The sequence below is a fragment of the Streptomyces sp. NPDC042371 genome (assembly GCF_056437465.1).
In genome coordinates, this window is the sequence record NZ_JBWKAP010000009.1 from 120,138 (window position 1) to 144,911 (window position 24,774).

Below are 24,774 nucleotides of genomic sequence, written 5' to 3' on the forward strand. Positions count from 1 at the left end.
CCCGCATGGTTCGGAGCGAGGACTGTGAGGTGGGACGCGTGCGACTGACCCCGCACGAGCAGGAGAGACTGCTCATTCATGTGGCTGCTGACGTGGCCGAGAAGCGAAGGGCGCGGGGACTGCTGCTCAATCACCCCGAGGCGATCGCCCTCATCACCTCCCACATCCTCGAGGGCGCCCGCGACGGCCGTACCGTCGCCGAGCTGATGTCCTCGGGGCGGCGGATCCTCACCCGTGACGACGTCATGGAGGGCATCGCGGAGATGATCCACGACGTACAGGTCGAGGCCACCTTCCCGGACGGCACCAAGCTCGTCACCGTCCACGAGCCGATCGTCTGACGGGAGTTCACGCTTCATGCATGCCGCATCGCACGGCACCGGACGAGGGCTGATCCCCGGAGAGATCCTCTTCGCGGACGAGCCCGTCCCCTTCAACGAGAACCGCGAGGTCACCCGCCTCACCGTCCTCAATGCCGCCGACCGGCCCGTCCAGGTCGGCTCCCACTACCACTTCGCCGAGGCCAACCCGGGGCTTGACTTCGACCGCGGCGCCGCGCACGGAAAGCGGCTCAACATCGCCGCCGGAACCGCCGTGCGCTTCGAGCCCGGAATCCCTGTCGACGTCGAACTCGTCCCGCTGGCCGGCAAGCGCATCGTGCCCGGTCTGCGCGGCGAGACCGGAGGTGCCCTCGATGCCTGAGCTGTCCCGTGCCGCGTACGCCGATCTGTTCGGCCCCACGACCGGCGACCGGATCCGGCTCGCCGACACCGACCTCCTGATCGAGATCGAGGAGGACCGCTCGGGCGGCCCCGGACGCTCCGGCGACGAGTCGGTGTTCGGCGGCGGCAAGGTCATCCGCGAGTCGATGGGCCAGTCCCGCACCACCCGCGCCGACGGGGCCCCCGACACCGTCATCACCGGCGCCGTGGTCATCGATCACTGGGGCATCGTCAAGGCCGACATAGGCATCCGCGACGGCCGCATCACCGGCATCGGCAAGTCCGGCAACCCGGACACCATGGACGGCGTCCACCCCGATCTCGTCATCGGCCCCGAGACCGAGGTCATCGCGGGCAACGGCAAGATCCTCACCGCGGGCGGTATCGACACCCACATCCACTTCATCTCGCCGACCATCATCGACGAGGCGCTTGCCTCCGGCGTCACCACGCTCTTCGGCGGCGGCACGGGACCCGCCGAGGGCAGCAAGGCGACGACCATCACGCCCGGCGCCTGGCACCTGTCCCGGATGTTCGCGGCGCTGGAGTCCAGCCCGGTCAACATCGGCTTCCTCGGCAAGGGCAACACCGTCAACGCCGAGTCGATGCACGCCCAGCTCCGCGCGGGCGCCGTCAGCTTCAAGATCCACGAGGACTGGGGCGCGACGCCCGCCACCATCGACGCCTGCCTGAACGTCTGCGAGGAGACCGGCGCCCAACTCGCGGTCCACACCGACACGCTGAACGAGGCGGGCTTCATCGACGCCACCTTCGACGCCGTCGCGGGCCGCACCCTGCACGCCTTCCACGTCGAGGGCGCGGGCGGCGGGCACGCCCCCGACATGATCACGGCGGTCTCGCTGCCCAACATGCTGCCGAGCTCCACCAACCCCACCCGGCCGCACACCGTGAACACCGTCGAGGAGCACCTCGACATGCTGATGGTCTGCCACCACCTCAACCCGGCGGTCCCCGAGGACCTCGCCTTCGCCGAGTCCCGCATCCGGCCCAGCACGATCGGAGCGGAGGACATCCTCCACGACCTCGGCGCCATCTCGATCATGTCCTCGGACTCCCAGGCCATGGGGCGCATCGGCGAAGTGATCATGCGTACGTGGCAGACCGCGCACGTCATGAAGAAGCGCCGCGGCCTCCTGCCGGGGGACATCCGCGCCGACAACCGCCGCGCGCGTCGCTATGTCGCCAAATACACGATCAACGCGGCCGTCGCCCAGGGCATCGACCACGAGCTCGGCTCGGTCGAGTCCGGCAAGCTCGCCGACCTGGTGCTGTGGGAACCGGCGTTCTTCGGCGTCAAGCCGCAGCTCGTCCTCAAGGGCGGTCAGATCGCCTACGCGCAGATGGGCGACGCCAACGCCTCCATCCCGACCCCGCAGCCCGTCCTGCCCCGCCGGATGTACGGGGCGTACGGCAAGGCCCCGGCCCTGAACTCGGTCAACTTTGTCACGCAGTCGGCGCTGGACGACGGCCTGCCGGAGCGCCTCGGCCTCGACAAGCCGTTCGCCGCGATCCGCTCCACCCGCGGCCGCAGCAAGGCCGACATGCGCGAGAACGACGCGCTGCCCCGGGTCGAGGTCGCCGCCGACAGCTTCGCCGTCACCATCGACGGTGAACTCGTTGAACCGTCACCGGCCGCGGAACTGCCGCTCGCGCAGCGGTACTTCCTCTTCTGACGGCCCCGAACAGCCTGGCGACGATCACATGTCACGAGCAGCACTCCTCGTCCTGGCCGACGGCCGCTTCCCCGCCGGTGGACACGCCCACTCCGGCGGGGCCGAGGCGGCCGTCAAGGCGGGCCGCATCACCGGCGCGGCGAGCCTGGAGGCCTTCTGCCGGGGTCGGCTGCACACCTCCGGCCTGGTGTCGGCGGCACTGGCGGCGGCCGCCGCCCTGGGCATCGACCCTGGCGACCTGGACGCGGCGGCCGACGCCCGCACGCCGTCGGCCGCGCTGCGCCATGCCGCGCGACGCCTCGGCAGGCAGCTGACGCGGGCCGCCCGCGCCACCTGGCCCCACCCCGAACTCGACGCACTGGCACAGCAGTTCCCCAAGGGGACGCACCAGCCCGTCGTCCTCGGACTCGCCGCCCGCGCCGCCGGGCTCGGCCCCGAGGACGCCGCGTACTGCTCGGCGTACGAAGGGATCAGCGGCCCCGCGACCGCCACCGTGCGGTTGCTCAGCCTCGACCCCTTCGACGCCACGGCGGTCCTGGCTCGGCTCGCCCCGGACGTCGACCACGTGGCGCTCCGGGCGGCCGAGGCCGCGAGACGCGCCGTCGACGAGGGCGTCGACGCGCTGCCCGCGGCCTCCGCGCCGCTCCTGGAGATCAGCGCGGAGGCGCATGCGGCCTGGCCCGTGCGGCTCTTCGCGTCCTAGCGGCGCGTCTTGGCGGCGGGTCCTGGCGGCGCTTCCCAGCGGCGACACGACTCCACCCATCCACTCATCTACTCCCGCACGACTGGCAACACCGGCACCACCTGAAGGAGCAGAAGCATGCACCTCGACCACTCCCACGACGGCCCCGCCGCCGTATCCGCCGACGCCCACCGCCCCGACGGAAGCCGCCGCGCCCTGCGCATAGGGCTGGGCGGACCGGTCGGTTCCGGCAAGACCGCGACCGTCGCCGCGCTCTGCCGCGACCTGCGCGACGAGCTGTCCCTCGCCGTCGTCACCAACGACATCTACACCCGCGAGGACGCCGAGTTCCTGCTGCGCGAGGCCGTCCTGCCGCCCGAGCGCATCACCGCGGTGGAGACCGGCGCCTGCCCGCACACCGCGATCCGCGACGACATCTCCGCCAACCTGGAGGCCGTGGAGGACCTGGAGGACGAGGTGGGCCCGCTCGACCTCATCCTCGTCGAGTCCGGCGGCGACAACCTCACGGCGACCTTCTCCAAGGGCCTCGTCGACGCGCAGATCTTCGTCATCGACGTCGCGGGCGGCGACGACATCCCGCGCAAGGGCGGCCCCGGCGTCTCCACGGCGGACCTGCTCGTCGTGAACAAGACCGACCTCGCCCCGCACGTCGGCTCCGACCTGGCCCGGATGGCCGCCGACGCGAAGGCGCAGCGCGCCGAACTCCCCGTCGCCTTCCAGTCGTTGCGCTCCGCCGAGGGCGTCGGACCGGTCGCCGCGTGGGTGCGTGCGCAGTACGCGGCGTGGACCGCGTCGGAATGACGGCGGACCTTGCGGCGCGGGTGGCCACGGGAGCGGTCGGTGATGTGCGAACCGGCGACACACGGGCCGCGGACACCGTAGCCCGCGCCGCGCGAACCGATGGCGCGGGCGTCCGCGCCACCGCCCGCGTCGAGGCACGCCCCGACGGCCGCGGCGGCATCGCCCTGCCGGTACTCGACGGAGAGGGCCCGCTCGCGCTGCGTCGCACCCGCGCCACCGGCCCCACGGCACGCGTCACGCTCGTCGGGGCGATGAGCGGCCCCCTCGGCGGCGACCACCTCGCCGTCGAGGCCGCCGTCCAACAGGGGGCGTCGCTGCACATGGACTCGGCGGCGGCCACCATCGCGCTGCCGGGCCAGACCGAGGCCGCGGCGCGCTACGACGTACGCCTCACCGTTGCCGACGGCGGCGAACTGCGCTGGCTGCCCGAGCAACTGATCTCGGTGCGCGGCAGCGATCTGCGCGTCACCACCCGCGCGGAGCTGGCGGCCGGGGCCCGCCTGGTGCTGCGCGAGGAGCAGGTGCTCGGCCGCACGGGCGAGGAACCGGGCCGCCTCACCAGCCGCCTCACCGTCCGCCGCGCGGGCCGTCTCCTCCTGGACCAGGAACTGGCCTGCGGCCCTGGCGCACCCGGCGGCTGGGACGGCCCCGCGGTCCTGGCAGGACATCGCGCGATCGGGCAACTCGTCGTCGTACGACCGGAGTTCGAAAGCTCCGCACCGCAGCCCGCGCTCCTGGGGGAGTGGGCCGCACTCACCCCGCTCGCGGGCCCCGGTGTCCTGGTCACCGCCGTCGCGCCGGACGCGCTCTTGGTGCGCCGGGCGCTGGACGAGGCGGTGCGCCGGCTGAGCTGAGCCGATCCGCGCGCGGGGCGGTAATGGGGGCCCGTTCGGCACGATTCGGCTCCGCTGACGGTCAATCAATAGTGAGAACCCCAGGTACGGAGACCACGGCCTGCCCCGCAACGCGCACCTCGCCGACGGCAGCCCGATCCCCGAGGACGACCTCGCCGCGATCAGATCCGCCTACGACCGCGCCTCCCTCGTCATCCCCTGGCGGCCGGGCGACATCATGCTCGTCAACAACCTCCTGATGGCCCACGGCCGCGAACCGTTCACAGGCGACCGCCGCATCCTCGTCGTCCATGACGTGAGCCCATCGGGCGGCCCTTGACCGGCACGGGACCCCGGAGACAGGATCTGCCTGGGGAGCGTGCAGTCGGGCACGATCGTGCGGCAGTTCTTTCCCGACGGGGTCCAGCGCCGCTTCGCCCTGGACGACCCGCCGAACTGACCGTCCGGGTGAGGACGCGGGTGCCTGTGGAGGGGGCTCAGGTCAGTTGCTCGGCGAGTCCGACGATGATGCCCTCCGGGCCGCGGACGTAGCAGAGCAGATAGCTGTCCTCGAACCGGGCGATCTCGCCGAGGAGTTCGGCGCCGTGCGGGCGCAGGCGGGCCACGGTGTCCTTGATGTCGTCGACGGCGAACATGACGCGGTGCGTGCCGAGGATGTTGTGCGGCGGGTTGGGCTGCCCGGCACTGATCGCCGCGGGGCTGCGGTACTTCGACAGTTCGAGTCGGCTGTGACCGTCAGGGGTCCGGACCATCGCGATCTCGCAGTGGACGCCGTCGAGTCCGGTGCACTGGTCGGCGACGAGCCCCGCGACCTCCGCCCTGCCCTCCAGCTCCATACCGAGTTCCACGAAGAACGCGATGGCGGCGTCCATGTCCTCGACGACGATGCCGACGTTGTCCATCCGCTGAATGGCCATGCTGGTTTCTCCTTCTGCTTCTTCTTCCTGGCGCGGCCGGTGGTGGCCGCTGATGTCCCTGGGACGGAGCCGGTGACACGTTCTCGACATCCGAGACCGTTCTTCATGTGGTCCGGTCCGGTACCGGAGAGAGGTAGGCGCGATAGTCGTCGTGCCCCCTCGGGTCCTCCAGGCGACGGGGGCGCCAGGCGTGAGCGTACGTCGGCGGGGAGCTCTTGGGCGGTTCCAGGGCGGCGACTCGTATCCGCCGGGCTGCCCCGGTGATGCGTGTCGCGGTGGTGTTGGCGTTGTGGCCGCGGATGTGGGCGGAGGCGCACCCGGCGTAGAAGGCGATGGGGATGGCCTGGCGGCCGGTGAGCAGGCAGGGCGGTCGTACGCCGAGGCGGTGCAGCTCGGCGGCGGCGCGGGCGTACTCGCGGCGGGCCGCGGTGGAGCGGTGCACGGTGTGCTCCAGCACCGCGTACTGCACGACCAGGTGACCCGCGAGTACGGCTGCCACCAGCGTGATGGCCGTTGCTTGCCACCGTCCCTCGGGTGCGGTGACGAGACGAGTGAGGGTGTCGGCAGCTGGGATCGCGAGGAGCGCGTAGGCGGGCAGCAGGAAGCGCGGCGCCGCGTAGCCGATCAGGAAGAGGTACGGGACGGCCGCTGACACCGCGCAGGCCAGGGCCAGCAGTGTGCCCGCCACTCGGCCCGCCCGCACCGCGACCACCAGGCCCGCCGCCGCGAGCACGGGCAGCGCGAACCACCACGCGGTCACGGCCGCGTCCGGCATCGCCCCGGTGCACGGTCGGCACAGCGTCCGCCCGCCCAGGCTGCGCAGCTGATCCCCGACGGCGAGGTGCAGGCCCAGACCGCCCTGTATCCGGGCGCCCTCGGCAAGTCGCGCACCGAGTCCGCCGTAGCGGACGTACGCCTCGACGACCCACTCGGCGGCTCCGGCGGAGAGCCCGAGGAGAAGCGCCCCGAGCAATCGCGGCTGCCGCCACCGACGTACGCCGATCAGCGCGGCGCACAACGGCAGTGCCACCCAGGCCGCGTCGGTGGGCCGCATCAGCGCCATCAGCGCCGCGCTCGCCGCGAGGCCCCGGACGGCCCCCCGGTCGCGGAGGTCCCCCTGAGCGCGCAGGAAACAGCCCACGGCCGCCAACGACCCTGTCGCCACCCAGTAGTTGGGCATCGCCTGCGGCCCGTAGAACACCGTCACCCACAACGACCCGAACAGGGCCCCGGCCAGCGCGAGAACCCGCACGGGCAGCAGCCCCCGCCAGCAGCGCAGCGCGACGTAGAGACCGATGCCGGAGAGGAGGGTCAGATAGACCCGCAGCAGTGCGGTGGACGACGACCAGGCCGCCACCGGCGCCACGAGCAGGGGGCCCCCGGGCGCGCGGCGCGCTGAAGAACGCGGCCGGGGTGTGCGAGCTGACCTGGCTGACGTACACCGTCTCGTCCCAGCCGAGCCCCATCTCCGGGCGAACCAACACCAGTTGGGCCACTGTGAAGGCCGCCGTGACGGCGACGAGCGCGGTGTGCGTGGTCCTCGTCATTTATGCCCCCACTACCCCTACAGGCTGTAGGGTTCATTCCACCCTACGAGCTGTAGGGTTCAGGTGAAGGGGTGGGCCGGACATGCGTGAAGAGCGGGGTGCCGACGGGGTGCACGGCGTGGAGGTCGAGGAGGTCTGGCCGCGCGACGGGCGGATCCGGCTGTGTCTGGCCGTGGTGGGCGGACGGGGCGCGCGGGCCGTGCTCGTTCTGAAGGTGCGGGGGGAGGGCGGTGGAGAGGTGCGGTTGCCCGTGGACGGCGGTGGCGACGGTTGGTTCGGTGTGCGCATCCCTCTGGAGCCCCTGGGTGCTTCCTGCGGTGTGTCGGAGCAGGTCTGGGACCTCTATCTCGACGTCGGCCCGGGGGCCGGACTCCTGCGTGTGGGGCGGCACTTGGATGACGTCGTCGGCAAGAAGAAGATCTTCGTGTACCCGGCGCAGCTCGCCGCCGGTGCCTGGGTGGAGCCGTACTACACGGTCAAGGACAACCTCTCGATCGCCTGCCGCCGGGAGGCGAAGTGAAGATCCGCTTCCTGCTCCTGAACGCGTACGCGGTCGGCGGCACCGTCCGCACGGTCGTCAACCAGGCGAACGCGCTGGCCGCCGCCGGGTACGAGGTGGAGATCGCCAGCGTCCATCGGCACCGCGCCGATCCGGCCTTCCCGCTCCACCACGGCATCCGCCTGCACGCCCTCACCGACACCACCGTCACCGGCCCCTGGGGGCGCCGTCACGTCGAGGCGTGGCAGCGGCGTCGTCCCAGCGGGCTGATCCCGCGTGCGGAGGTCAAGTTCACGCGCTTCAGCCGCCTCACCGACCACCGCATCACCCGCTACCTGCGCTCCCTGAAGGACGGCGTCCTCATCGCGACCCGCCCCGGCCTCAACATCCTCTCCGCCCGCTTCGCCCCGCCCGCTGTGCTCCGCATCGGGCAGGAACACCTGCACTACGAGCGCCACAAGCTCGCCCTGACCCAGCAGATCGACCTCTGGTACCCCCAGCTCGACGCGCTGACGGTGCTGACCGAGGCCGACCGGCAGACCTACGCCGCGCGTCTGGCCGACGCCCACGTCCGCATCGAGCGCATCCCCAACCCGCTGCCCGATGTCACCCCCGCACGCTCGTCCCTGGACCGGCCGCTCGTCGTCAGCGCCGGACGCCTTGTCAAAGCCAAGGGGTTCGACACCCTCATCGAGGCCTTCGCCCGTGTCGCCCGGGCCCACCCCGACTGGCAGTTGCGCATCTACGGATCCGGCCCCGAACGCGACCGGCTGCGCGCCCTCATCCACGAACGGCACCTGTACAACCACGTCTACCTCATGGGCAGTACGCCCTACCTGGAGACCGAACTCGCCAAGGCCTCCGTCTTCGCCCTCGCCTCCCGCCACGAGGGATTCGGCATGGTGCTGGCGGAGGCGATGAGTCACGGCGTCCCGCCGGTCAGCTTCGACTGTCCGCAAGGCCCCCGCGAGATCATCACCGGCGGCCAGGACGGGCTCCTGGTCGCCCCCGGCAATGCCGTGGCTCTCGCCGAGGCCCTCGCCCTCCTGATCGAACACCCGGAGCTGCGCGAGAAGTTGGGGGAGTCGGCGGCCCTCGCCGCCAGGCGCTACGCGCCCGGACGCATCCGCGAACAGTGGGAGGCCCTGTTCGCAGAGCTTAGCGGGCCCGGCGGGCGCACCGGAGCCCGGTCCGGCGCATCCGGCAGTCCCATCTCCCGTTGACCCTACGCGCTGTAAGGTGACGGCATGGCAGGCACCAACTCCCCAGGCGGATCGGGCAGAGCGGAACGGCGCAACTCCGGAGAGCTGGAGAGCGAAGTGCTCGCCGCCCTGTGGGCCACCGACAAGGCCCTCACTCCCGCCGAGATCCAGACCGGGATCGGCGGCGACCTCGCGTACAACACGGTCCACACCATCCTCAAGCGGCTGCACGACAAGGGCCTGGTCCTGCGGGACGCGGAGGGGCGGCGCGGGGCGTACCGACCGGTGAAGAACGCCGCCGAGATGACTGCCGAGGCCATGCACCAGGCACTCGACCGCGGCCCCGACCCGATCGCCGCGCTCCAGCAGTTCGTCACCGGCCTGAGCGTCGAGGAGGAGCGCGCGCTGCGTGACCTCCTCGGGGGGAGCGGCCCATGAGGATCGACGTCTACACCCCGCTCGTGCTGTCCCTGCTGCTCGCCGCCGTCAGCCCCGTGGTCGGCAGGCGGGTGGCCCCTGCCCTGGCGGTTCGCGTGCTCACCGCCGCCGCGGTCGTCACCGCGGCCGCCACCACCTGGGCGCTCGTCCTGCTGGCAGGCACCCTCGTCAGCGAGGCTCCGCCCGTGGCCGCCGAAGCGCACGAGGACGGCCGGAGCCTGCCCGACCCCGTCCCCGAAGTCATCGCCGTCGCCGCCGTCCTGGCCCTCGGCGTGATCGCGTACCGGGTCTGCCGCGCCCTGCGCGCGGAGTGCGCCACCCGCCGTACCCTGCGCGGCCTGTGCGAAGGCCACCCGCAGGACACCGAGCTGATCGTCGCGGCCTCCCCTGTACCCCGAGCCTTCGCCATCCCCGCCGGACCCGGGGCGCCCGGCCGGATCCTGGTCACCGCCGCCATGCTCGGCGCCCTCGAACCCGCCGAGCGCCGCGTCCTGCTGGCCCACGAGCGCGCCCACCTGACTCACCGGCACGCACTCGTCTCGGCCGCCGTCACCGTGGCCGTCGCCGCCAACCCCCTGCTGGTGCCCGTCCGCACGACCGTCGTCTTCCTCATCGAACGCTGGGCGGACGAACGCGCCGCCACCGCCGTCGGCGACCGGACCACCGCCGCCCGCGCCCTGGCCCGTGCCGCCCTCATCGCGGTGCACACCAGGCCCGTCCGCGCACTGAACTTCACCGACCGCGCCGTCACTCGCCGCGTGGCCGCCCTCCAGGCTGCACCGCCCCCGCGTCTGTTGCCCCTGGTCGCCGCCGTCCTCACCCTCGGCCTGCTCCCGGCCATCGGCGCCGCCGACGCCACGGGCGACTTCCTTCAACTCCTTGCCCGTACGCTCCCGATCCAGCGATGACATGGCCGCTCAGCGGCCCGCTTCGCCCTGGGCGACCTCGATGTCCTGGTGAACGCTGAGCGCGACGGTTGCCGCGGTGCCGCAGGACACCAGCGCGCAGACGGCCAGCAGGGCGGCGATCCAGGGCGTGGCCCGCGGGGAGCGTGTGGTGGGGGAGAGGAGAGCGGCCACGCGCTGCGGCACGGGGCTGGTGGTGGCCGCGGGCATCACGACGGGCCGCACGGTGTCGCTCGCGTGTGCGGCCAGGGCCGCTCGGGCGATGGCGCGCGCGGTCAGGCGGCGGTCGCCGACGGCGGTGGCGGCGGCCTCGTCGGCGGCCCGCTCGGCGGCGAGCCGGATGGTCTCGCGGACCTGGCGCAGGGCGGGATGGCAGTGGGCGGTGAGTTCCGCCGCGGCCAGGAAGTAGTGGTGGCCGCCCGAGTTGTGGGCGCGCTCGTGCGCGAAGAGCGCCTCGCGCTCGCGGGCGTCGAGGCTGCGCAGCATGGCGGTGGTGACGACGATGCGGTGCGGTCGGCCGGGCAGGGCGTACGCGTCGGGGTGCGGGGACTCGACGACGCACAGGTCGCCCGCGGGGGGCCTGCGGTCGGCCTCGGACCGGGCGGTACGCAGCGCCGTGGTCTGCCGCACGACCGAGCGCCCCAGGGTGAGCGCGGCGAGCACGAGCAGTCCGGCGGCGAGCGCGGCCAAGGGCAGGACCAGCCGAACGGTGGGTGTCCGCAGCGGGTGCACCAGCTCGCCGAGCGGGGCGAAGGCCGGGATCTTGAACAGCCCGGTCAGGGCCAGCGTGCCGAGTGCTGCGACGGTGCTCGCCGCGAGGAGGAGCGCCGAGGCGGTGAGCGTCCACAGGGTGACCCCGGGCGAGCGATGGCTCAGGATCCGGCGTGCCAGCGGCGGCGCGACACAGGGCAGAAGCAGGGGGATCAACAGCACCGCCAGCGTCATGGGCCCTCCTCGAGGAGGCGGCGCAGGACCTGCTCGTCGTCCGGGGCGAGTTGGGCGACGAATCGGGCGAGCACCGTCTCGCGGTCGCTGTCGCGGTCGAGTTCGCCGTGCATGCGCAGGGCGGTCAGGCCGTGCGGGTCCTGTATGGGGCGGTAGGCGTAGCCACGGCCCTGTCGCTCCCGCTGGAGCGTCCCCTTCTCGTACAGGCGGGACAGGATCGTCGTCACGGTGGTCCGGGCGAGTCCGGAGGCGAGCTCGGCCTGGACCTCGGACGGCGTGAGGGCGGCATCCGCCGCCCACAGCGCGGCCAGCACCGCGGCCTCCAGTTCGCCCGCCGACCGACGGTCGTCCTTCTCGGTGTTCATGGGAACGATCCTCACCCCCGCGTCGTCTACAGTAACGTAGACCGTCTACAGGTTTGTAGTCAGTCAGGTGCTGTGCATGCCGGTTGCTGTGCGCGCGAGTGCCGCACTTCCGGTCGTCAGCAGAGAGAGGACTCATGCCGATGACCACACCCGTGGTCCCATCGTCGCAGCTCGCGGTGGACCCGCTCAACGCTCGACCGCTCCTTGCCGCCTTCGGGGTGCCCGCCGCCGAGCCGTACCGCGGACGCGGGCGGGGGCGGGGCAGGACGAAGGAGGCCCGAGGATGATCCTCGCGTTGGACGGGGCATCGATCGACGGCTCCGGCTACCGGGATGTGGCGGACCTGGCGCAGCGCTCGCCGGGCTGGCTGGACAGTGCGGTGACGGTGTGGTCGGCGTACGGCCTTGCGGTGTTCGCGCTGCTCATGGTCCTGGGCTGGTGGCGGGCCCGGCGCGTGGGCGCCGCGGCGGCGGTGACGGCACTGGCCGTTCCGGTGGTGGCGGCCCTGGCGTTCGTCCTGGACGACGTCCTGAAGCTGCTCGTCCGGGAAGACCGGCCGTGCCGGAGCCTGCGGGTGCGGCCCCTGGAGGCGTGCCCGGCGCCCGGTGACTGGTCCTTCCCCAGCAATCACGCGGCCATCGCCGCAGCGGCGGCCGTGGCGCTGCTGATCGTCTCGCGGCGCCTGGGCGCAGTGGCCTGCGTGGCGGCGGCCGCCATGGCGGCCTCGCGGGTCTGGGTCGGCGTGCACTATCCGCACGACGTCCTGGCCGGGCTCCTGGTGGGCGGGCTCGTCGCGCTCGGCGCCATGCCCGTGGTGGGACGTCGGTCCTCGGCACTGGCCGGGCGGATGACGGTGGCGGCTCCACTGCGTCTGCTGCTCACGGCCTCATGAACCGCTTCGAGCCCGTGAACCGGAGGGACGCCGCCGATCTGCTCGTCAGCGTCGCGCTGGGTGCGTGGGCGGCGTTCGGGGTCCTGGCCCTGGTCGTAATAGGGCGGGGCGGTTCGCCGCTGTGGCTGGACGACGGCTTCCTCGCCTGGTCGGTCGGCCACCGCCCGGAGGTGGCTGTCGCGGTGGCGCGGGGTGTGACGGCCTCCGGTACCGGCGTGGTTCCGTACGTACTCGTCGTCCTGGCCGGGGTCGTGGCGGGCCGCACGGCGCGGCACCGGCTGCTCGCCGCCGTCCTCGCGCTCGTCTGCCTCGGCTCGGGACAAGCGCTGCGGTACGCCGTGATGGAGTTCGTGCACCGCGCGCGGCCGCCGCGGGGCGACTGGACGGCGCACGCGAGCGGCTGGGCCTTCCCGTCCGGGCACACCACCACGGCCGCGCTGACCGCTGGTCTGCTGCTCGCCGCGCTCACTCTGCGCCGCCCGCGCGGCGGCACCGCGCTCCGGGTCGCCGTGGGCTGCTGGGGCCTGCTGGTCGGAGTGAGCCGGGTCTTCCTCGGCGTGCACTGGTTCACCGATGTCCTGGGCGGTTGGCTGTTCGCCCTCGGCTGGCTGGGGGCGTGTCTGTGCGCGGCCGTCCACCTGTTGCCCGCCCCGTTCCTCACTCACCCGACGGCTTCCGCCCCGCAGTCGATGGAGAACCAGGAGAACCATGCGCCCCAAGATCCTGGTGGTGGAGGACGATCACGCCCTGCGTGACGTCCTGCGCCGCGGTCTGCGGGACGAGGAATTCGACCCCGTGCCCGCCGCCGACGGCGCCACGGCCCTGCGGCTGGCCACCACCGACATCGCCGCACTCGTCCTGGACGTCGGGCTGCCCGACGCGGACGGCCGGGACGTGTGCCAGGCGCTGCGCGCCAACGGATTCCTCGCCCCGGTCATCTTCCTGACCGCCCGTCACCACCTCACCGACCGGCTCGCCGGATTCTCCGCCGGAGGGGACGACTACCTGCCCAAGCCCTTCCACCTCGCCGAACTCGCCGCCCGGCTGCGCGCCGCACTCAAACGCACCGGCCCCCGCGCCCCGGCCACGACCGGCGACCTGGTCCTGGACGCGGTCGGCCACCATGCCACCGTGCACGGTGTCCGCGTCCTGCTGTCCCCCACGGAGTTCCGGCTCCTCGCCCCGCTCGTCGCCGCGGACGGCGACCTCGTGCGCCGCCGCGACCTGGTCAGGGCGGGCTGGCCCGAAGGCGCGCACGTCAGCGACAACACCCTGGACCAGTACCTGAGCCGGTTGCGCCGCAAACTGCGCGAGGCAGGCAGTGCCCTGACGGTCGGCACCGCGCGCGGGGTCGGGCACCGCCTGTCGTGAACCGCACCCGCAGCGTCGCGCGCCGCCTTGCCCCGCGCACCTTGCGCGGCCGCCTCTCCCTTGTGGCACTGGCCACCGCCGCCTTGCTGATGACGGTGCTGACCGTGGTGTTCAACGTCGCGATGGACGAGCACCTGCGACGCCAGGCGGACCACGGACTGCGCGACCGGGCGGCAGCGGTGGCCACGACCGTCGACACCAGCGGTCCTCGCGTACGCATCCTGGAGACCGCCAACGACCGCCTGCTCGACGCGAATGTGTGGATCTACGAAGGAACCCGGCTGCTGGAGAAACCGCCGTCCGCCACGGCTGGCAGCCCGCTCACCCGCGCCGCCGACGGGCTGGCGGCGCACGCCGGGCGCGCCTGCGCCACCGTCCACACCGTCCGGCTGTGCTCGCATCCCCTCACCGACCGCCGGGCCACTGCCACCGTCGTCACCGCCCTGGACCTGACTCCGTACCGCAACTCGGCCGACACCCTGCTCCTTGGATCGCTCGTCCTGGACGTGATGATGCTCGGCTGCACGTACGCCCTGACCCGGCTGTCCGTCGGCCGGGCACTGCGCCCGGTGCGGGCGATGACGGACCAGGCCACCCAGTGGAGCGCGGTGGCCTCCGACGAGCGCTTCGACACCGCAGGCCGCCCCGTCGAACTCACCCGCCTCGGCGCCTCGTTGGACGCGCTCCTGGACCGCATCCGCACCGTGCTGCGCCACGAGCAGCAGCTGACGGGCGAGCTCTCCCACGAACTGCGCACACCGCTCACCCGGATCGTCATGGAACTCGACTGGTGGCGATCCCGCCCCCGCACGGACGCCGACACCCGGGCCACCGTGGAGGTGATCGCCGAGGCCGCCCGGTCCATGCGCGCCATCTGCGACACCGTCCTGGACGACGCGCGAGTGAACGCCCTCACCCCGGCGACGGCCCCCGGTGCCACCGACGTCGTGCCCGTCATCGATAGCCTGCTCCACAACCTCGCCCCACCGGGCCGGGTGAGAACCGTGCTGGAACCGGCAACACCCGTGCTGGAGGCGGGAGTTGCCCCCGCTCTCCTCGAACGCGTCCTCAGCCCCCTGCTCGCCAACGCCGCCCGCTACGCCCGCTCCCAGGTGACCGTGTCCGCGCGGCAGCTCCCCGGAGTCGTACGCATCGATGTCGTCGACGACGGCCCGGGAGTGCCGCAGACGTTCGTGGGCGAACTCTTCCAGCCCGGCCGACGCGCCGACACCGACGACGGACACGACGGCGCGGGCCTGGGGCTGCCCCTCGCACGACGCCTGGCCCGCGCCGTCGGCGGCGAAGTGGCCCACGACCCCGGGCACACCCCCGGAGCCGCCTTCACCGTGAGGCTGCCCGCCGGGTGACCGGGACGGCTGAGGCCCGGCGCTCCCGCACCTGGGCGTAGGCCATCATCCCGAACAGCACGGCGAGCAGGACGGCGGACGAGCCCGCGGTGCCGAGATCGAGCCCGCCCTTGGCGACCGGCTTGGTGAGGAAATCGCCCGCGGTGGCGCCCAGCGGGCGGGTGAGGACGAAGGCGATCCAGAACAGCAGCACGTTGGGCACCACGGGCGCCTTCATCAGCGCGACGAGCACCGCGAGCAGACCGGTCACCAGAAGCGCCCCGCCCGCGAAGCCGAGGCCGGAGCTGTCGGACAGGAAGTCGCCCATGGAGGTGCCGAGCGTGTTGGACACGAGGATCGCCGACCAGAACAGGGCCTCGCCCTTGAACGTGACGATGTCGCGGATCTGGAACGTCATCCCGCGCGCCCTCCAGGCAACGAAGATCGCCAGGAGGATCGAGATGAGGATCGCCGCCCCGACGGGGTAGCCGAGGCCGAGGCCCTGCGGCCCCCAGCCCAGCGAAGTGGCGTTGCCCGCAAGGTACTTGGCGCTGGCGTCGCGGTTCATGAAGTCGGACATCGTGGTACCGGCCATGCTGGTCGACAGGATCACGGTCCAGTAGAAGAACGGGTTGTAACGGCGTGACCGCAGCTGGACCACCAGCGTCACCACGAAGACGAGGAACAGCGCGATCGTGGTGAGGAAGTAGCCGAGCTTCAGGGTCTGCGCGAAGAGATCGCCCGCCGTTTCGCCCAGGGTCGTCGCGGCGACCTTCATGATCCAGAAGGTGAGTGTGACCTCGGGCAGCTTCTTCATCACCGACTTCGCGGCACTCGGCGTACCCGACGGGCCCGACGCACTCGACCTGCTCGTCACGTCGGGATTGGTGAGGACTTCCGGCTTCTCCACTTCAGCTTCTCCACTCCAGTCGTACGACAGGGTGCTCGTCGCGAACCGGACGAGCACCCTGAGGGATGCTGGACCGCCCACCGACGGCGGTCGCGCACACCGACCCTGGCGCCAAGAGCCTGAACGCATCCTGAACGCGGGCCGGTTCGGCAGGTCAGGCCGGGAGCCCGGCCCCCCTCTCCGGTTCGGTGACGTCCTTGCGTGTCACCGCCAGATACACGACCAGGCCGAGGATGACGGCCAGGAACAGGACGCTGGTCACCACCGTGCCCAGGCCCAGGCCGCCGTCCCCGGTCGGCTGGGAGAGGTAGTCGCCGATCGAAGCGCCGAGCGGCCGGGTGAGGATGTACGCGACCCAGAAGCTCCACACCGCGTCGAGCCCCAGTGCGAAGTGCGCGACGGCCACCGCCGCGATGCCCACCGCGAACAGGACGGCGGCGAGCCAGTAGCCGAGGGCCATGCGCTCGGAGACCAGGTCCCCGGCCGCGGTGCCCAGGGCGAACGTGAACAGCACCGCGAGCCAGTAGAAGGACTCCCGTCCTGTGGTGTCGATGCTGTGGATGGACAGCGTCCGCTCCCGCCGGTACCAGACGACGAAGACCACCGCGAGGGCGATCGCGAACACCGTCGTGCTCGTCTCCAGTGGCACCCCCATGTTGTCGGTGAGGTTGTCGCTGATCAGCGTGCCGACGACGCTGATCAGGGCCACGGCGAGCCAGTACACGCCCGCCCGGTATGCGTGCGTGCGGAACTGCACGACCAGCACCCCGGCAAGGAGCACGCTCATCAGCACCGACACACCGGTCAGGCCGAGCCCCGCCTTCTCGTCGAGCAGGTCGGCCGCGGTCTCACCGACCGTCGTGCACAGCACCTTGATGATCCAGAAGTAGACGGTGACCTCGGGCACCTTGTTCCAGCGCAGCCGGTGCCGCGCGGACACGGAAGGCTCACCGGTCGTGGGGACCGCGGATGTCTCAGACGTTTCGTGGGTCATGGCGGACGACCGTGCCACCGGAAACCTGAACGCATCCTGACCGCTGCGCGGCACCGCGCACACAGCACGTCTTCGACCAGCAGCATGGATGTCGTGAACCCCTCATTGGCCCCTCGCATACCGGCACTGCTTCCCGCTCCCATGCCAGCGACGGAGGAAGGCCACCGTGACCACCCCGACTGCCGCCCGACCGCCGACTGACCGCGCAACGAGCTGGCTGCGACACCGGCTCGGCCGCGCGATCGTCCTCGCGTACGCCGCCGCCCTGCTGCTGCCCGGTCCGGGGCTGTGGCTGCGCCGACCCCACGCGCTGGCGCTCGGCACGCCGGGAGACCTCCCCCTGCCCGCCGCGCAACTCCTGCTCTCCCTGGTCCTGTTCTCGGCGGGACTCCAAGTGCCCGTACGCGCGCTCGGCACCCTGCTCCGGCGCCCGACCGCCCTGCTGGCCGGACTCGTCCTGCACCTGGCAATCCCGCTCCTCGCCGTTCCTGCCGTCGCGTTCCTGCTGCACCGGACTCCCGACGCCGACGGCGGCAGCGGCCTGATCACCGCGATGATCCTGATCGTGGCCATGCCCGTCGCCGCTGGAGCAACCGTATGGACCGGCAAGGGGGATGGCGACCAGCCGACCATGGTGGGGCTGGTCCTCGTCTCCACGCTCCTCAGCCCCCTCACCATCCCGCTGGTCATCAGCACCCTGCAGCCACTGCTCAGCGGCGAATACGCGCACACGTTCACCCGAGCCGGACACCCCACACAGGGCGGCTTCGCCCTGGTCGGCGTGGTCCTGCCCTGCGCGGCCGGGATCCTGTTCCGCCTGGCACTGCCCGAACCGTGGCTGCCCCGGGCCCTCGCCGTCGTCGGTCCCTGCGCCTTGACCGGCTCGCTCCTGCTGACCTACGTCAACGCCAGCGGCGCACTCGGCACCTTCCTCACCCGACCGCGCCCGCTGCTGCTCGCCGCCGCGCTGACCGTGGCCACGCTCGTCTGCCTGCTGTCCTTCGCGCTCGGCCACGGCGTTGCGCGCCTGCTGAGACTGGAAACCCCCGCGGCGTCGTCCCTCACCCTCGCCTGCGGCATGAACAACAGCAGCGCGAGCGCGGTCCTGCTCACCACCACCCTGCCCGACAAACCACACCTGCTGCTGCCCGTGCTGGCCTACGGACTGCTTCAGAAGACGGCAGCGAGCAGAGTCGTACGACAGCGCTGACCCAGCTCCGTGTCAGCCGGGCGATCCGCCCGCTCGCGCTGCACGTTTGTGATCGATACGGCGCCGAGGCCGACCGCCTGGGGCAAGCGCGCCCGGCATGCGCGCCAGTGGCCCTAGCGTGGGCAGGCATGCATCCGATGAGCAGCGCCGCCAGCCACATCGCAGTGCAGTGGTCAAAGACGTCGTCGGCGCTGCCCGTCAGCGTTGCCGAAGTGGACGGCAGAGTCCTCGTCCGTATCGCCGGCGAGCTGGACATCGCCTCCGTGCCGGACCTGGCCAAGGCACTGGAGCGCGCTGTCGAGCATCCCTGCGGCCGCGTCCTGGTGGATGCCAGCCGCGTGACGTTCTGCGGGACCGCGGGGGTGGAGCTGCTGCTGCACACCGCCCGGCAGGCCAGAGCGGCAGGCGGCAGCCTCGTACTGCAGCGGGCCCACAACAGCGTGCTGCGGGCGCTGCAACTGTGCGGTGACGCGGAGGGCGAGCGGATGGCCCGCGAGTCGGCGACGGTGCCGCTGCCGCGGCACGAGAGGCTCCCGCGGCTCTCGGTGCTCTCGGCCGCCCTGTCCGCCGCCTTCGCCATCACCGGCGCCCCGATGGGAAACGCCCAGCTCTACCAGCCGCAGGACGGCACACTGCAGATCGTCGCCCAACGCGGCTTCCGGCAACCGTTCCTGACCTACTTCGCAACGGTGGCCGACCGGGACACCGCCTGCGGGGTCGCCGCACAGGACCGTCGGCCCGTCCTCGTCGACGACGTGGCCGCCAGCGCACTCTTCTACGCCACCCCGGCGCTGGACGTGCTGCAGGAAGCGGGCGTCGGCGCCTGTGTTTCCCTGCCCATCACCGCCGCGGACGGCACTCTGATCGGCGTCGTCTCCACCCACCACCCACACGCCACGGGTTTCACCGACGAACAGCGCCGCGCCCTGCGGCGACTCGGCACCGCCGCCCATCTCCTGAGCTGAACCCAGCCACCATCGAGTACGCCCCTGCTTCACCCTTCACATGGCTGTACTCCGTGGCGGGTCGTACGCTGGAGCCGTCGATACGGAGCGGCTTCCCCCTGGGGAGTGAGCGTCATGGGCAGGGCACAGCATCCCCTGGCGGTCCTGCGGGCATCCGTCGGCCTGTCGCATGCCGCTTACGCGCAGTTGGTCGCCGACACCCACGCTGACCTGGGGTTCGGGCCGCTGCTCGCGCGGCGGGAGAAGGTGTCGCGCTGGGAGTCGGGCCGGACCGTGCCGTCACCGACCGCGCAGCTCTCCATCGCCCGGATCCACGGCGTCCCCGAAGCCGATGTGCTGCGGCTCGGGTGGCCGACGTGGCTCACCGCAGCCACCCGGGCGGTCGCAGCGAGTGAGGAACCCTGGCGTGCGCACAGCGCGGTCGCCGCCGCGCGGGACGTCGCCGCCACCGTTGACAGCGCGGGCGCCTCCGCGCGCGTACTCGCCTGTACGGGGCCTGCGCTCCTGGCTCAGCTCAGGGGAGCGCTGGCCGCACTGGACGACCCGCGCCCCGCACCCGCCCGGGGCGGAACCGCCGTTCCCGTTCCTCCAGAAGCCCTTGACTGGATCGAATTCCGCGTACGGGCCCTGGAACGGCAGGAGGCCGGTTCGTCGGCCACGCCGAGTGCGCTGTACTTGGCCACCCGCGCCGAGTACCGGCTGATCAGCGGAGTGCTCACCGACGCGGGCTACGACCGGACGACCGGGGCCCGGCTGCTCTACCTGCTGGCCAGGACCGGGCGGCTCTGCACCTGCCTCAGCACCTGCCTGGGCGACTTCGCCACCGCCGAGCGCTACAGCCTGGCCGCCCTGCGCGCCGCGACCGCCGTCGGCGCCCGGCGCCAGAGCGTCGTCTGCCTGGCGGACCTGGCCGGGCTGCACGCCGCGGTCGGAGCGCCGAGGGACGCCCTGTCGGTACTGAGCGCCGCACGCGGGGCCGCGCCGCCCCTCACTCCGCGCCTGGCCGCGCTGGTGAACAGCTGGGAGGCGCTGGCCCTGGCCCGGACGGGACACGAGTCGTCCGGCGCCAAGGCCCTGGACCGGGCCGATCGGGAGCTGGGCAACAGCCACCGGGAACCCGCCGTGGCGGACGTCCTGCCGGTACGGGACCTCGACGACATGCGTCTGAGGCTGTGCCGTGGACTGTCCCTGTTGCATCGGAACCAGCCCCGCGAAGCCCTGAAGTGGCTCGTTCCGCTCACCGACGCCAAGGCCACCACCGGTCCCGACGGTCCGGCTCCTTCGCCCTTCACCGCAGGTGTCCTGCTGTACGCCGTGGATGCCCAACTGGCCCTGGGGGAGCTGGACATGGCCGCGCACAGTGCCCGGTACGCCGCAGCGCTGGCCGGAGGGCTGCCCGGCGCCCTGGCGGGGGAGTACCGCCGTCGATTCGACCCGCATCGCGACGAGCCCCTCGTGCAGGACCTGCTGGGTCTGCTGGGCGGCGGGCGGCAGCCAAGCACCTGAACCGCACCGACGACCGGGCACGACAGCCGCCGCATTGTAGGGCGCCCGTCCGGCCGTCCCTCATGGACGAGGCACGCGAGGCACAGCCTTCTGGTGCTCGTCGGCCGCGGCAGGGTTTGCTGCCCTCGGAGGCTGCCCGCCAGGACGAGGACGGGCCCTGGAGCGCATCGAGAGGTCTGTCGCAATGCCGGTACTGGCGTGCCCCGCACTGCGGGTCATGGTCGTGGACGACGAGGAGCTGCTGAGGTCAGGGGTGTCGGAGATCCTCGCCGTCGCGCCCGATGTGCGCGTGGTGGCTGCCTGCCGCGGCGGCGAGGCGGTGGAGGTGGCGCGCGAGCAGGGGCCGGACGTGGTGCTGCTGGACATCCGCATGCCCGACGTGGACGGCCTGACCGTGCTGGAGGGGCTGCGGGCGCTGCCCCGCCCGCCGCAGGTCGCGATGCTCACCACGTTCGACACGGACGAGTACGTGGGGGAGGCACTCCGCGGGGGAGCCGCGGGGTTCCTCCTCAAGGACACCAGCCCCACCGACCTGATCCGTGCGGTACGGGCCCTGGGCACGGGCAGTGGCTGCCTGTCCCTGCCCATGGTGCGCCGCCTGCGCGAGCAGGGAGCCGCCGATCCGGCCGGGCCGAAACTGGCCACGCTGACGCCGCGCGAGCGTGAGGTCCTGGTGGTACTTGCGGACGGGCTCTCCAACGGCGACATCGCAGCTCGCCTGCACATGAGCATGAGCACGGTGAAGGACCACGTCAGCGCCCTGCTGACGAAACTCCACGTCGACAACCGCGTCCAGGCCGCGGTACTTGCCACCCGGGCGGGCCTGGTGACCGCGCCGGACCGAGTCCGGTGAGCGACGCCGCTCGCCGCGAGGAGGACCGGTGGTGGGACCGCTACTTCCTGGCTCCCCGCTCCGCGGGGCCGCGCTGGATCGGTGACCTGGTTCTGGCAGCCCTGGGACTGGCCGACTGCTGGCCCGAACTCGTGCATGAGCCCTGGTGGCAGCAGTTGGGCGTGCTGGCTGCCACGGGCGCGCTCCGGGTGCGCCGAAGCCGTCCCGCGGCGCCGTTCGCGCTCACGGTCCCCGCGCTCTTCGGCTCCCAGGCTCTGGCCCTGAGCTGTTTCGCCCTGTGCGCCCTGGCCCGCCGGAACGGACCGCGCGGCACCACCGCCGTGGCCTTCGTGACGGTGATGCTGGGCGACCTGCTGTGCTGGCGCCCGTGCCGGATGTGGGAGGGCCCCGGCCTCGCCGGGGCGACGCTGCCCGACATGGCCCGGCACCTGGCGTACGCGATCCTGATCGTCGGCGCGCCCGTCGTCGTGGGACTGCACTACCGGGCCCGGGTGGAACTGGCCCGCCGACTCCAGGAGGTGGACGCCCTGCGCCGACAGGAACAGCGGCTGCACGTCGAGCACGGCGTCCGTCAGGAACGGGCACGCATCCGGTGGGAGATGCACGACGTGGTCTCCCACAAGGCCGGACTGATCGCCGTCCAGGCGGGCGCCCTCTCGGTGACCGCCGCCGACCCCACGGTCCGCGACAAGGCCGAGACGCTGCGGAAACTCGCCGTGGCCACGCTCGAGGACCTGCGCACGGTCCTACTGGTCCTGCGCAGCGAAGCCCCCCACCTTCACCCCCACCCGAACGCGCTGGCTCCTCAGCCCCGACTCGCCGACCTGTCCGCACTGCTCGACCAGAGCGGCGTCGACTCCCACCTGCACATTTCTGCTGCCGTCACCGACCGTCCCCTGCCCGGCGCACACCAGCGCACCGTGTACCGCACCGTCCAGGAATCCCTGACGAACATCCGCAAACACGCGCCCGGCGCGACCGCCACCGTCACGATCGACACCGACGGCACCCACCTCCGCACCACCGTCGACAACACCCCCGCCCCGCCACTGCCGACAGCGCCCCTGCCCGGCAGCGGGACGGGCCTGACTGGCCTGTACGAACGGGCGACGTTGCTGGACGGCACACTCCACAGCGGCCCCACCCCCGACGGAGGCTTCACCGTCCGCCTGACCCTCCCTGTCGTCTACGAGCGCTCAGAGGCCTGACGGCGGCGATGCCGCCCCATACCAGCAACCGGTGCCGCCCCTGGAGCAAGGGCGGCACCGCTGGCACCCAGCGTCCAACGGGTTGAGACACCGGAGCCGGTCCGCGCCTGTCCGGGCGCGGCAATCCGTGCGCCGAGGAACGGACTACGCGCCGTCGTCGCCTTCGCGCAGGGAATGAATCATGCTCTGCAGGCTCCGGAACGCACCTGCCTGCTCGGTCTCGGTCATCCCGGCCAGCATTCTGACCTCGACGGACCGGACCGCCGCGGTCGCCTTCTCCAGGCTCCGTCGGCCGCGGGCCGTGAGCTTCGCGGGAAGAACCTTTCCGACGGGTGCCTCCGCGGGCCTGGTCACGTAGCCCTCTCGCTCCAGCGACTGGAGCAGCACGTTCATCGTCTGCCGTGTCACGAACGCGCCCCGCGCGAGCTCCGAGTTCGACAAGCCCGGCCGTTGGGCCAGCAGTTCGAGGCAGGAGTAGTGCGTCACGCTCATCCCGAGCGGCCGCAGCACCTCCTCCATGGCTGCGCGCAGGGCGCTCGAAGCCTCCTTCAGGAGGTACCCCAGTGATTTGTCCAGGTCGACGCCGGCACCGCTTTGACTCATGTCAGGATTCTGACATACGTTGATGCGTGTCAGGAATCTGACACGAAGAGAAGGAGCAGCATCATGCCCGTCACCGGCCCCGACTTCATCTCGCTCCAGGCGCGCGACCTCGACGCCTCGCGGGCGTTCTACGAGCAGTACCTCGGCCTCGTCCGCTCGCAGGCCGGACCTCCGCACGCCGTCGTCTTCGAGACGAAGCCGATCGCGTTCGCACTCCGCGAGGTCGTTCCCGGCATCGATCTCGCATCCGTCGCCCAGCCCGGCATCGGTGCCGCGATCTGGCTCCACGCCACCGACGTCCAGGCCATCCACGACGCTCTGGTCGCCGACGGACACACCATCGTCTCCGCGCCGATCGACGGCCCGTTCGGCCGGACCTTCACCTTCGCCGACCCCGACGGTTACCACGTCACGCTCCACGACCGCGCCTGACGAGCCGAGTGACCTTCAGGGGCTCTTCGCGCGCAACCAGCCCGGCGCTGACACGGGCGATGGCCCAGCCGTCAGGCCAATGCCGGATACACGTACCGTGAACAGGTGCCGGACATCCCGTGCTCCGGCGTCTCGTCCGGGGGCGCGACGGGCAGGGTGTCAGGATGTCTACCTTCGTCGTGTTCGACCTTGAATTCACCTCGTGGCCCCGCGCGCTGGAACAGGACTGGTCAGCGCGCGGCCAGCTGCGCGAGATCGTGCAGATCGGTGCGTTGCGCCTGCGCGACGACTGCACAGTCGTCGAGGAGTACGAGGCTCTGGTGCGCCCCACGCTCAACACCGAGCTGTCCTCGTACTTCACCGAGCTCACCGGTATCAGCCAGCAGGCCGTCGACCGCGACGGGCTCCCTGCCGCGGAGGCCCTGGGGGACTTCCTGGGGTTCTGCCGCGGTCAGACCGTCCTGTCCTACGGCAACGACATGGTGGTGCTCGGCGAGAACGTCGGCTGGGCGCGCGCCCGCGGCGAACAGATCAATAACAGCTTCCTCGACGCCGCCTTCGTCAACATCCGTCCCTGGCTGAACACCGTGGCACCGGCCACGGCGCAGGCGAACGTCGGCCGTCTGTGGAGCGTACTGGGACTGCCCAAGCCCGCTGCCGGACAAGAACACTCGGCGCTGTTCGACTGCTACTCCTTCGCGGCCGCACTCGGTCATCTGCGCGACAACGGCGCCGCGCTGCCCGAGGGCTGCCGGTAGCCCGTCGCCTCCCACAAGTTCAGGCTGACGTGCCGGAACCGCTCACCGGTACCACCCGCCCCGTTTATCGGATTGGCAAAGAACGCCCGCCACATCTGTTCTCAGCCACCTCACAGGCGCAAGGATCCCCCGTA

At 72.0% G+C, this 24,774-nt stretch carries 29 protein-coding genes and 1 pseudogene; 23 read left to right on the top strand and 7 right to left on the bottom strand.

Features of this window, described 5'->3' with window-relative positions; all coding sequences use genetic code 11:
* Nucleotides 1–38 precede the first annotated feature (38 nt).
* From AC068B_RS27215 to AC068B_RS27245, 7 genes are all read left to right on the top strand, one after another.
* A complete protein-coding gene (locus AC068B_RS27215) occupies nucleotides 39–341 on the top strand; it encodes an urease subunit gamma (protein WP_356252468.1) in 303 nt (100 codons plus the stop codon).
* Between the two features lie 49 nt (nucleotides 342–390).
* The gene (locus AC068B_RS27220; protein WP_306338787.1) at nucleotides 391–702 is read left to right on the top strand and encodes an urease subunit beta; all 312 of its coding nucleotides are present in this window, start codon (nucleotides 391–393) and stop codon (nucleotides 700–702) included.
* On the top strand, nucleotides 695–2,416 hold the full coding sequence (locus AC068B_RS27225; RefSeq protein WP_478674267.1) for an urease subunit alpha: 1,722 nt from the start codon (nucleotides 695–697) through the stop codon (nucleotides 2,414–2,416). The genes AC068B_RS27220 and AC068B_RS27225 overlap by 8 nt, the downstream gene beginning before the upstream one ends.
* Nucleotides 2,417–2,444: 28 nt before the next feature.
* Nucleotides 2,445–3,119, top strand: a complete 675-nt coding sequence (locus AC068B_RS27230; RefSeq protein ID WP_478674268.1) for an urease accessory protein UreF — start codon at nucleotides 2,445–2,447, stop codon at nucleotides 3,117–3,119.
* A gap of 117 nt (nucleotides 3,120–3,236) precedes the next feature.
* Entirely contained in the window at nucleotides 3,237–3,920 is a 684-nt protein-coding gene (gene ureG / locus AC068B_RS27235; RefSeq protein WP_466140732.1) for an urease accessory protein UreG, read from the top strand.
* A complete protein-coding gene (locus AC068B_RS27240) occupies nucleotides 3,917–4,774 on the top strand; it encodes an urease accessory protein UreD (protein WP_478674269.1) in 858 nt (285 codons plus the stop codon). Before ureG ends, AC068B_RS27240 begins: the two co-directional genes overlap by 4 nt.
* A 160-nt stretch (nucleotides 4,775–4,934) precedes the next feature.
* Nucleotides 4,935–5,093, top strand: a complete 159-nt coding sequence (locus AC068B_RS27245; RefSeq protein WP_478674480.1) for a TauD/TfdA family dioxygenase — start codon at nucleotides 4,935–4,937, stop codon at nucleotides 5,091–5,093.
* A gap of 157 nt (nucleotides 5,094–5,250) precedes the next feature.
* Here AC068B_RS27245 and AC068B_RS27250 read toward each other — a convergent pair whose 3' ends face one another.
* Nucleotides 5,251–5,691 (bottom strand): VOC family protein, encoded by a 441-nt coding sequence (locus AC068B_RS27250; protein ID WP_478674270.1) that lies wholly within the window; start codon nucleotides 5,689–5,691, stop codon nucleotides 5,251–5,253.
* Between the two features lie 103 nt (nucleotides 5,692–5,794).
* Nucleotides 5,795–7,238 (bottom strand): annotated as a pseudogene (locus AC068B_RS27255) (hypothetical protein).
* A gap of 82 nt (nucleotides 7,239–7,320) precedes the next feature.
* On the opposite strand from AC068B_RS27255, the gene AC068B_RS27260 reads away from it, so the two are divergent.
* The 4 genes from AC068B_RS27260 to AC068B_RS27275 are packed head-to-tail and all read left to right on the top strand — an operon-like array spanning nucleotide 7,321 to nucleotide 10,285.
* Nucleotides 7,321–7,758 carry a hypothetical protein gene (locus AC068B_RS27260; RefSeq protein ID WP_478674271.1) on the top strand — a complete coding sequence of 146 codons (438 nt, stop codon included), beginning with the start codon at nucleotides 7,321–7,323 and terminating at the stop codon, nucleotides 7,756–7,758.
* Complete coding sequence (locus AC068B_RS27265; RefSeq protein ID WP_478674272.1) at nucleotides 7,755–8,960, top strand: glycosyltransferase family 4 protein; 1,206 nt, start codon at nucleotides 7,755–7,757, stop codon at nucleotides 8,958–8,960. The genes AC068B_RS27260 and AC068B_RS27265 overlap by 4 nt, the downstream gene beginning before the upstream one ends.
* Before the next feature lie 24 nt (nucleotides 8,961–8,984).
* Complete coding sequence (locus AC068B_RS27270) at nucleotides 8,985–9,377, top strand: BlaI/MecI/CopY family transcriptional regulator (protein WP_478674273.1); 393 nt, start codon at nucleotides 8,985–8,987, stop codon at nucleotides 9,375–9,377.
* Nucleotides 9,374–10,285 (top strand): M48 family metalloprotease, encoded by a 912-nt coding sequence (locus tag AC068B_RS27275; RefSeq protein WP_478674274.1) that lies wholly within the window; start codon nucleotides 9,374–9,376, stop codon nucleotides 10,283–10,285. Before AC068B_RS27270 ends, AC068B_RS27275 begins: the two co-directional genes overlap by 4 nt.
* Nucleotides 10,286–10,294: 9 nt before the next feature.
* Here AC068B_RS27275 and AC068B_RS27280 read toward each other — a convergent pair whose 3' ends face one another.
* Both AC068B_RS27280 and AC068B_RS27285 read right to left on the bottom strand, forming a co-directional pair.
* Nucleotides 10,295–11,227 carry a M48 family metalloprotease gene (locus AC068B_RS27280; RefSeq protein ID WP_478674275.1) on the bottom strand — a complete coding sequence of 311 codons (933 nt, stop codon included), beginning with the start codon at nucleotides 11,225–11,227 and terminating at the stop codon, nucleotides 10,295–10,297.
* Nucleotides 11,224–11,592, bottom strand: a complete 369-nt coding sequence (locus AC068B_RS27285; protein WP_478674276.1) for a BlaI/MecI/CopY family transcriptional regulator — start codon at nucleotides 11,590–11,592, stop codon at nucleotides 11,224–11,226. Before AC068B_RS27285 ends, AC068B_RS27280 begins: the two co-directional genes overlap by 4 nt.
* Before the next feature lie 140 nt (nucleotides 11,593–11,732).
* On the opposite strand from AC068B_RS27285, the gene AC068B_RS27290 reads away from it, so the two are divergent.
* From AC068B_RS27290 to AC068B_RS27310, 5 genes are read left to right on the top strand one after another with little or no spacing between them, the layout of a single operon-like run.
* Complete coding sequence (locus AC068B_RS27290; RefSeq protein ID WP_478674277.1) at nucleotides 11,733–11,879, top strand: hypothetical protein; 147 nt, start codon at nucleotides 11,733–11,735, stop codon at nucleotides 11,877–11,879.
* On the top strand, nucleotides 11,876–12,484 hold the full coding sequence (locus AC068B_RS27295) for a phosphatase PAP2 family protein (RefSeq protein WP_478674278.1): 609 nt from the start codon (nucleotides 11,876–11,878) through the stop codon (nucleotides 12,482–12,484). The genes AC068B_RS27290 and AC068B_RS27295 overlap by 4 nt, the downstream gene beginning before the upstream one ends.
* Nucleotides 12,485–12,498: 14 nt before the next feature.
* Nucleotides 12,499–13,239 carry a phosphatase PAP2 family protein gene (locus AC068B_RS27300; protein WP_478674481.1) on the top strand — a complete coding sequence of 247 codons (741 nt, stop codon included), beginning with the start codon at nucleotides 12,499–12,501 and terminating at the stop codon, nucleotides 13,237–13,239.
* The gene (locus AC068B_RS27305) at nucleotides 13,193–13,855 is read left to right on the top strand and encodes a response regulator transcription factor (RefSeq protein WP_478674279.1); all 663 of its coding nucleotides are present in this window, start codon (nucleotides 13,193–13,195) and stop codon (nucleotides 13,853–13,855) included. The genes AC068B_RS27300 and AC068B_RS27305 overlap by 47 nt, the downstream gene beginning before the upstream one ends.
* On the top strand, nucleotides 13,852–15,222 hold the full coding sequence (locus AC068B_RS27310) for a sensor histidine kinase (RefSeq protein ID WP_478674280.1): 1,371 nt from the start codon (nucleotides 13,852–13,854) through the stop codon (nucleotides 15,220–15,222). The genes AC068B_RS27305 and AC068B_RS27310 overlap by 4 nt, the downstream gene beginning before the upstream one ends.
* On the opposite strand, the gene AC068B_RS27315 is transcribed toward AC068B_RS27310, so the two are convergent.
* Together AC068B_RS27315 and AC068B_RS27320 are read right to left on the bottom strand one after the other, a co-directional pair.
* Nucleotides 15,197–16,111 (bottom strand): COG4705 family protein, encoded by a 915-nt coding sequence (locus tag AC068B_RS27315; protein WP_478674281.1) that lies wholly within the window; start codon nucleotides 16,109–16,111, stop codon nucleotides 15,197–15,199. The two genes, AC068B_RS27310 and AC068B_RS27315, sit on opposite strands and share 26 nt — an antisense overlap.
* A 154-nt stretch (nucleotides 16,112–16,265) precedes the next feature.
* On the bottom strand, nucleotides 16,266–17,105 hold the full coding sequence (locus tag AC068B_RS27320; RefSeq protein ID WP_478674282.1) for a COG4705 family protein: 840 nt from the start codon (nucleotides 17,103–17,105) through the stop codon (nucleotides 16,266–16,268).
* 166 nt (nucleotides 17,106–17,271) lie between these two features.
* Here AC068B_RS27320 and AC068B_RS27325 point away from each other — a divergent pair, with 166 nt between their 5' ends.
* From AC068B_RS27325 to AC068B_RS27345, 5 genes are all read left to right on the top strand, one after another.
* Nucleotides 17,272–18,315 carry a bile acid:sodium symporter family protein gene (locus tag AC068B_RS27325; protein ID WP_478674283.1) on the top strand — a complete coding sequence of 348 codons (1,044 nt, stop codon included), beginning with the start codon at nucleotides 17,272–17,274 and terminating at the stop codon, nucleotides 18,313–18,315.
* A gap of 128 nt (nucleotides 18,316–18,443) precedes the next feature.
* Entirely contained in the window at nucleotides 18,444–19,280 is an 837-nt protein-coding gene (locus tag AC068B_RS27330) for an anti-sigma factor antagonist (RefSeq protein WP_478674284.1), read from the top strand.
* 114 nt (nucleotides 19,281–19,394) lie between these two features.
* Complete coding sequence (locus tag AC068B_RS27335) at nucleotides 19,395–20,786, top strand: helix-turn-helix domain-containing protein (protein WP_478674285.1); 1,392 nt, start codon at nucleotides 19,395–19,397, stop codon at nucleotides 20,784–20,786.
* Between the two features lie 184 nt (nucleotides 20,787–20,970).
* Nucleotides 20,971–21,639, top strand: coding sequence for a response regulator (locus tag AC068B_RS27340; protein ID WP_478674286.1), 669 nt, complete (start codon nucleotides 20,971–20,973; stop codon nucleotides 21,637–21,639).
* On the top strand, nucleotides 21,636–22,847 hold the full coding sequence (locus AC068B_RS27345) for a sensor histidine kinase (protein WP_478674287.1): 1,212 nt from the start codon (nucleotides 21,636–21,638) through the stop codon (nucleotides 22,845–22,847). Before AC068B_RS27340 ends, AC068B_RS27345 begins: the two co-directional genes overlap by 4 nt.
* A 144-nt stretch (nucleotides 22,848–22,991) precedes the next feature.
* Here AC068B_RS27345 and AC068B_RS27350 read toward each other — a convergent pair whose 3' ends face one another.
* Entirely contained in the window at nucleotides 22,992–23,450 is a 459-nt protein-coding gene (locus AC068B_RS27350) for a MarR family winged helix-turn-helix transcriptional regulator (RefSeq protein WP_478674288.1), read from the bottom strand.
* A gap of 63 nt (nucleotides 23,451–23,513) precedes the next feature.
* On the opposite strand from AC068B_RS27350, the gene AC068B_RS27355 reads away from it, so the two are divergent.
* Nucleotides 23,514–23,882, top strand: coding sequence for a VOC family protein (locus AC068B_RS27355; protein WP_478674289.1), 369 nt, complete (start codon nucleotides 23,514–23,516; stop codon nucleotides 23,880–23,882).
* 164 nt (nucleotides 23,883–24,046) lie between these two features.
* Nucleotides 24,047–24,640 (top strand): exonuclease domain-containing protein, encoded by a 594-nt coding sequence (locus AC068B_RS27360; protein ID WP_478674290.1) that lies wholly within the window; start codon nucleotides 24,047–24,049, stop codon nucleotides 24,638–24,640.
* Nucleotides 24,641–24,774: the final 134 nt, after the last annotated feature.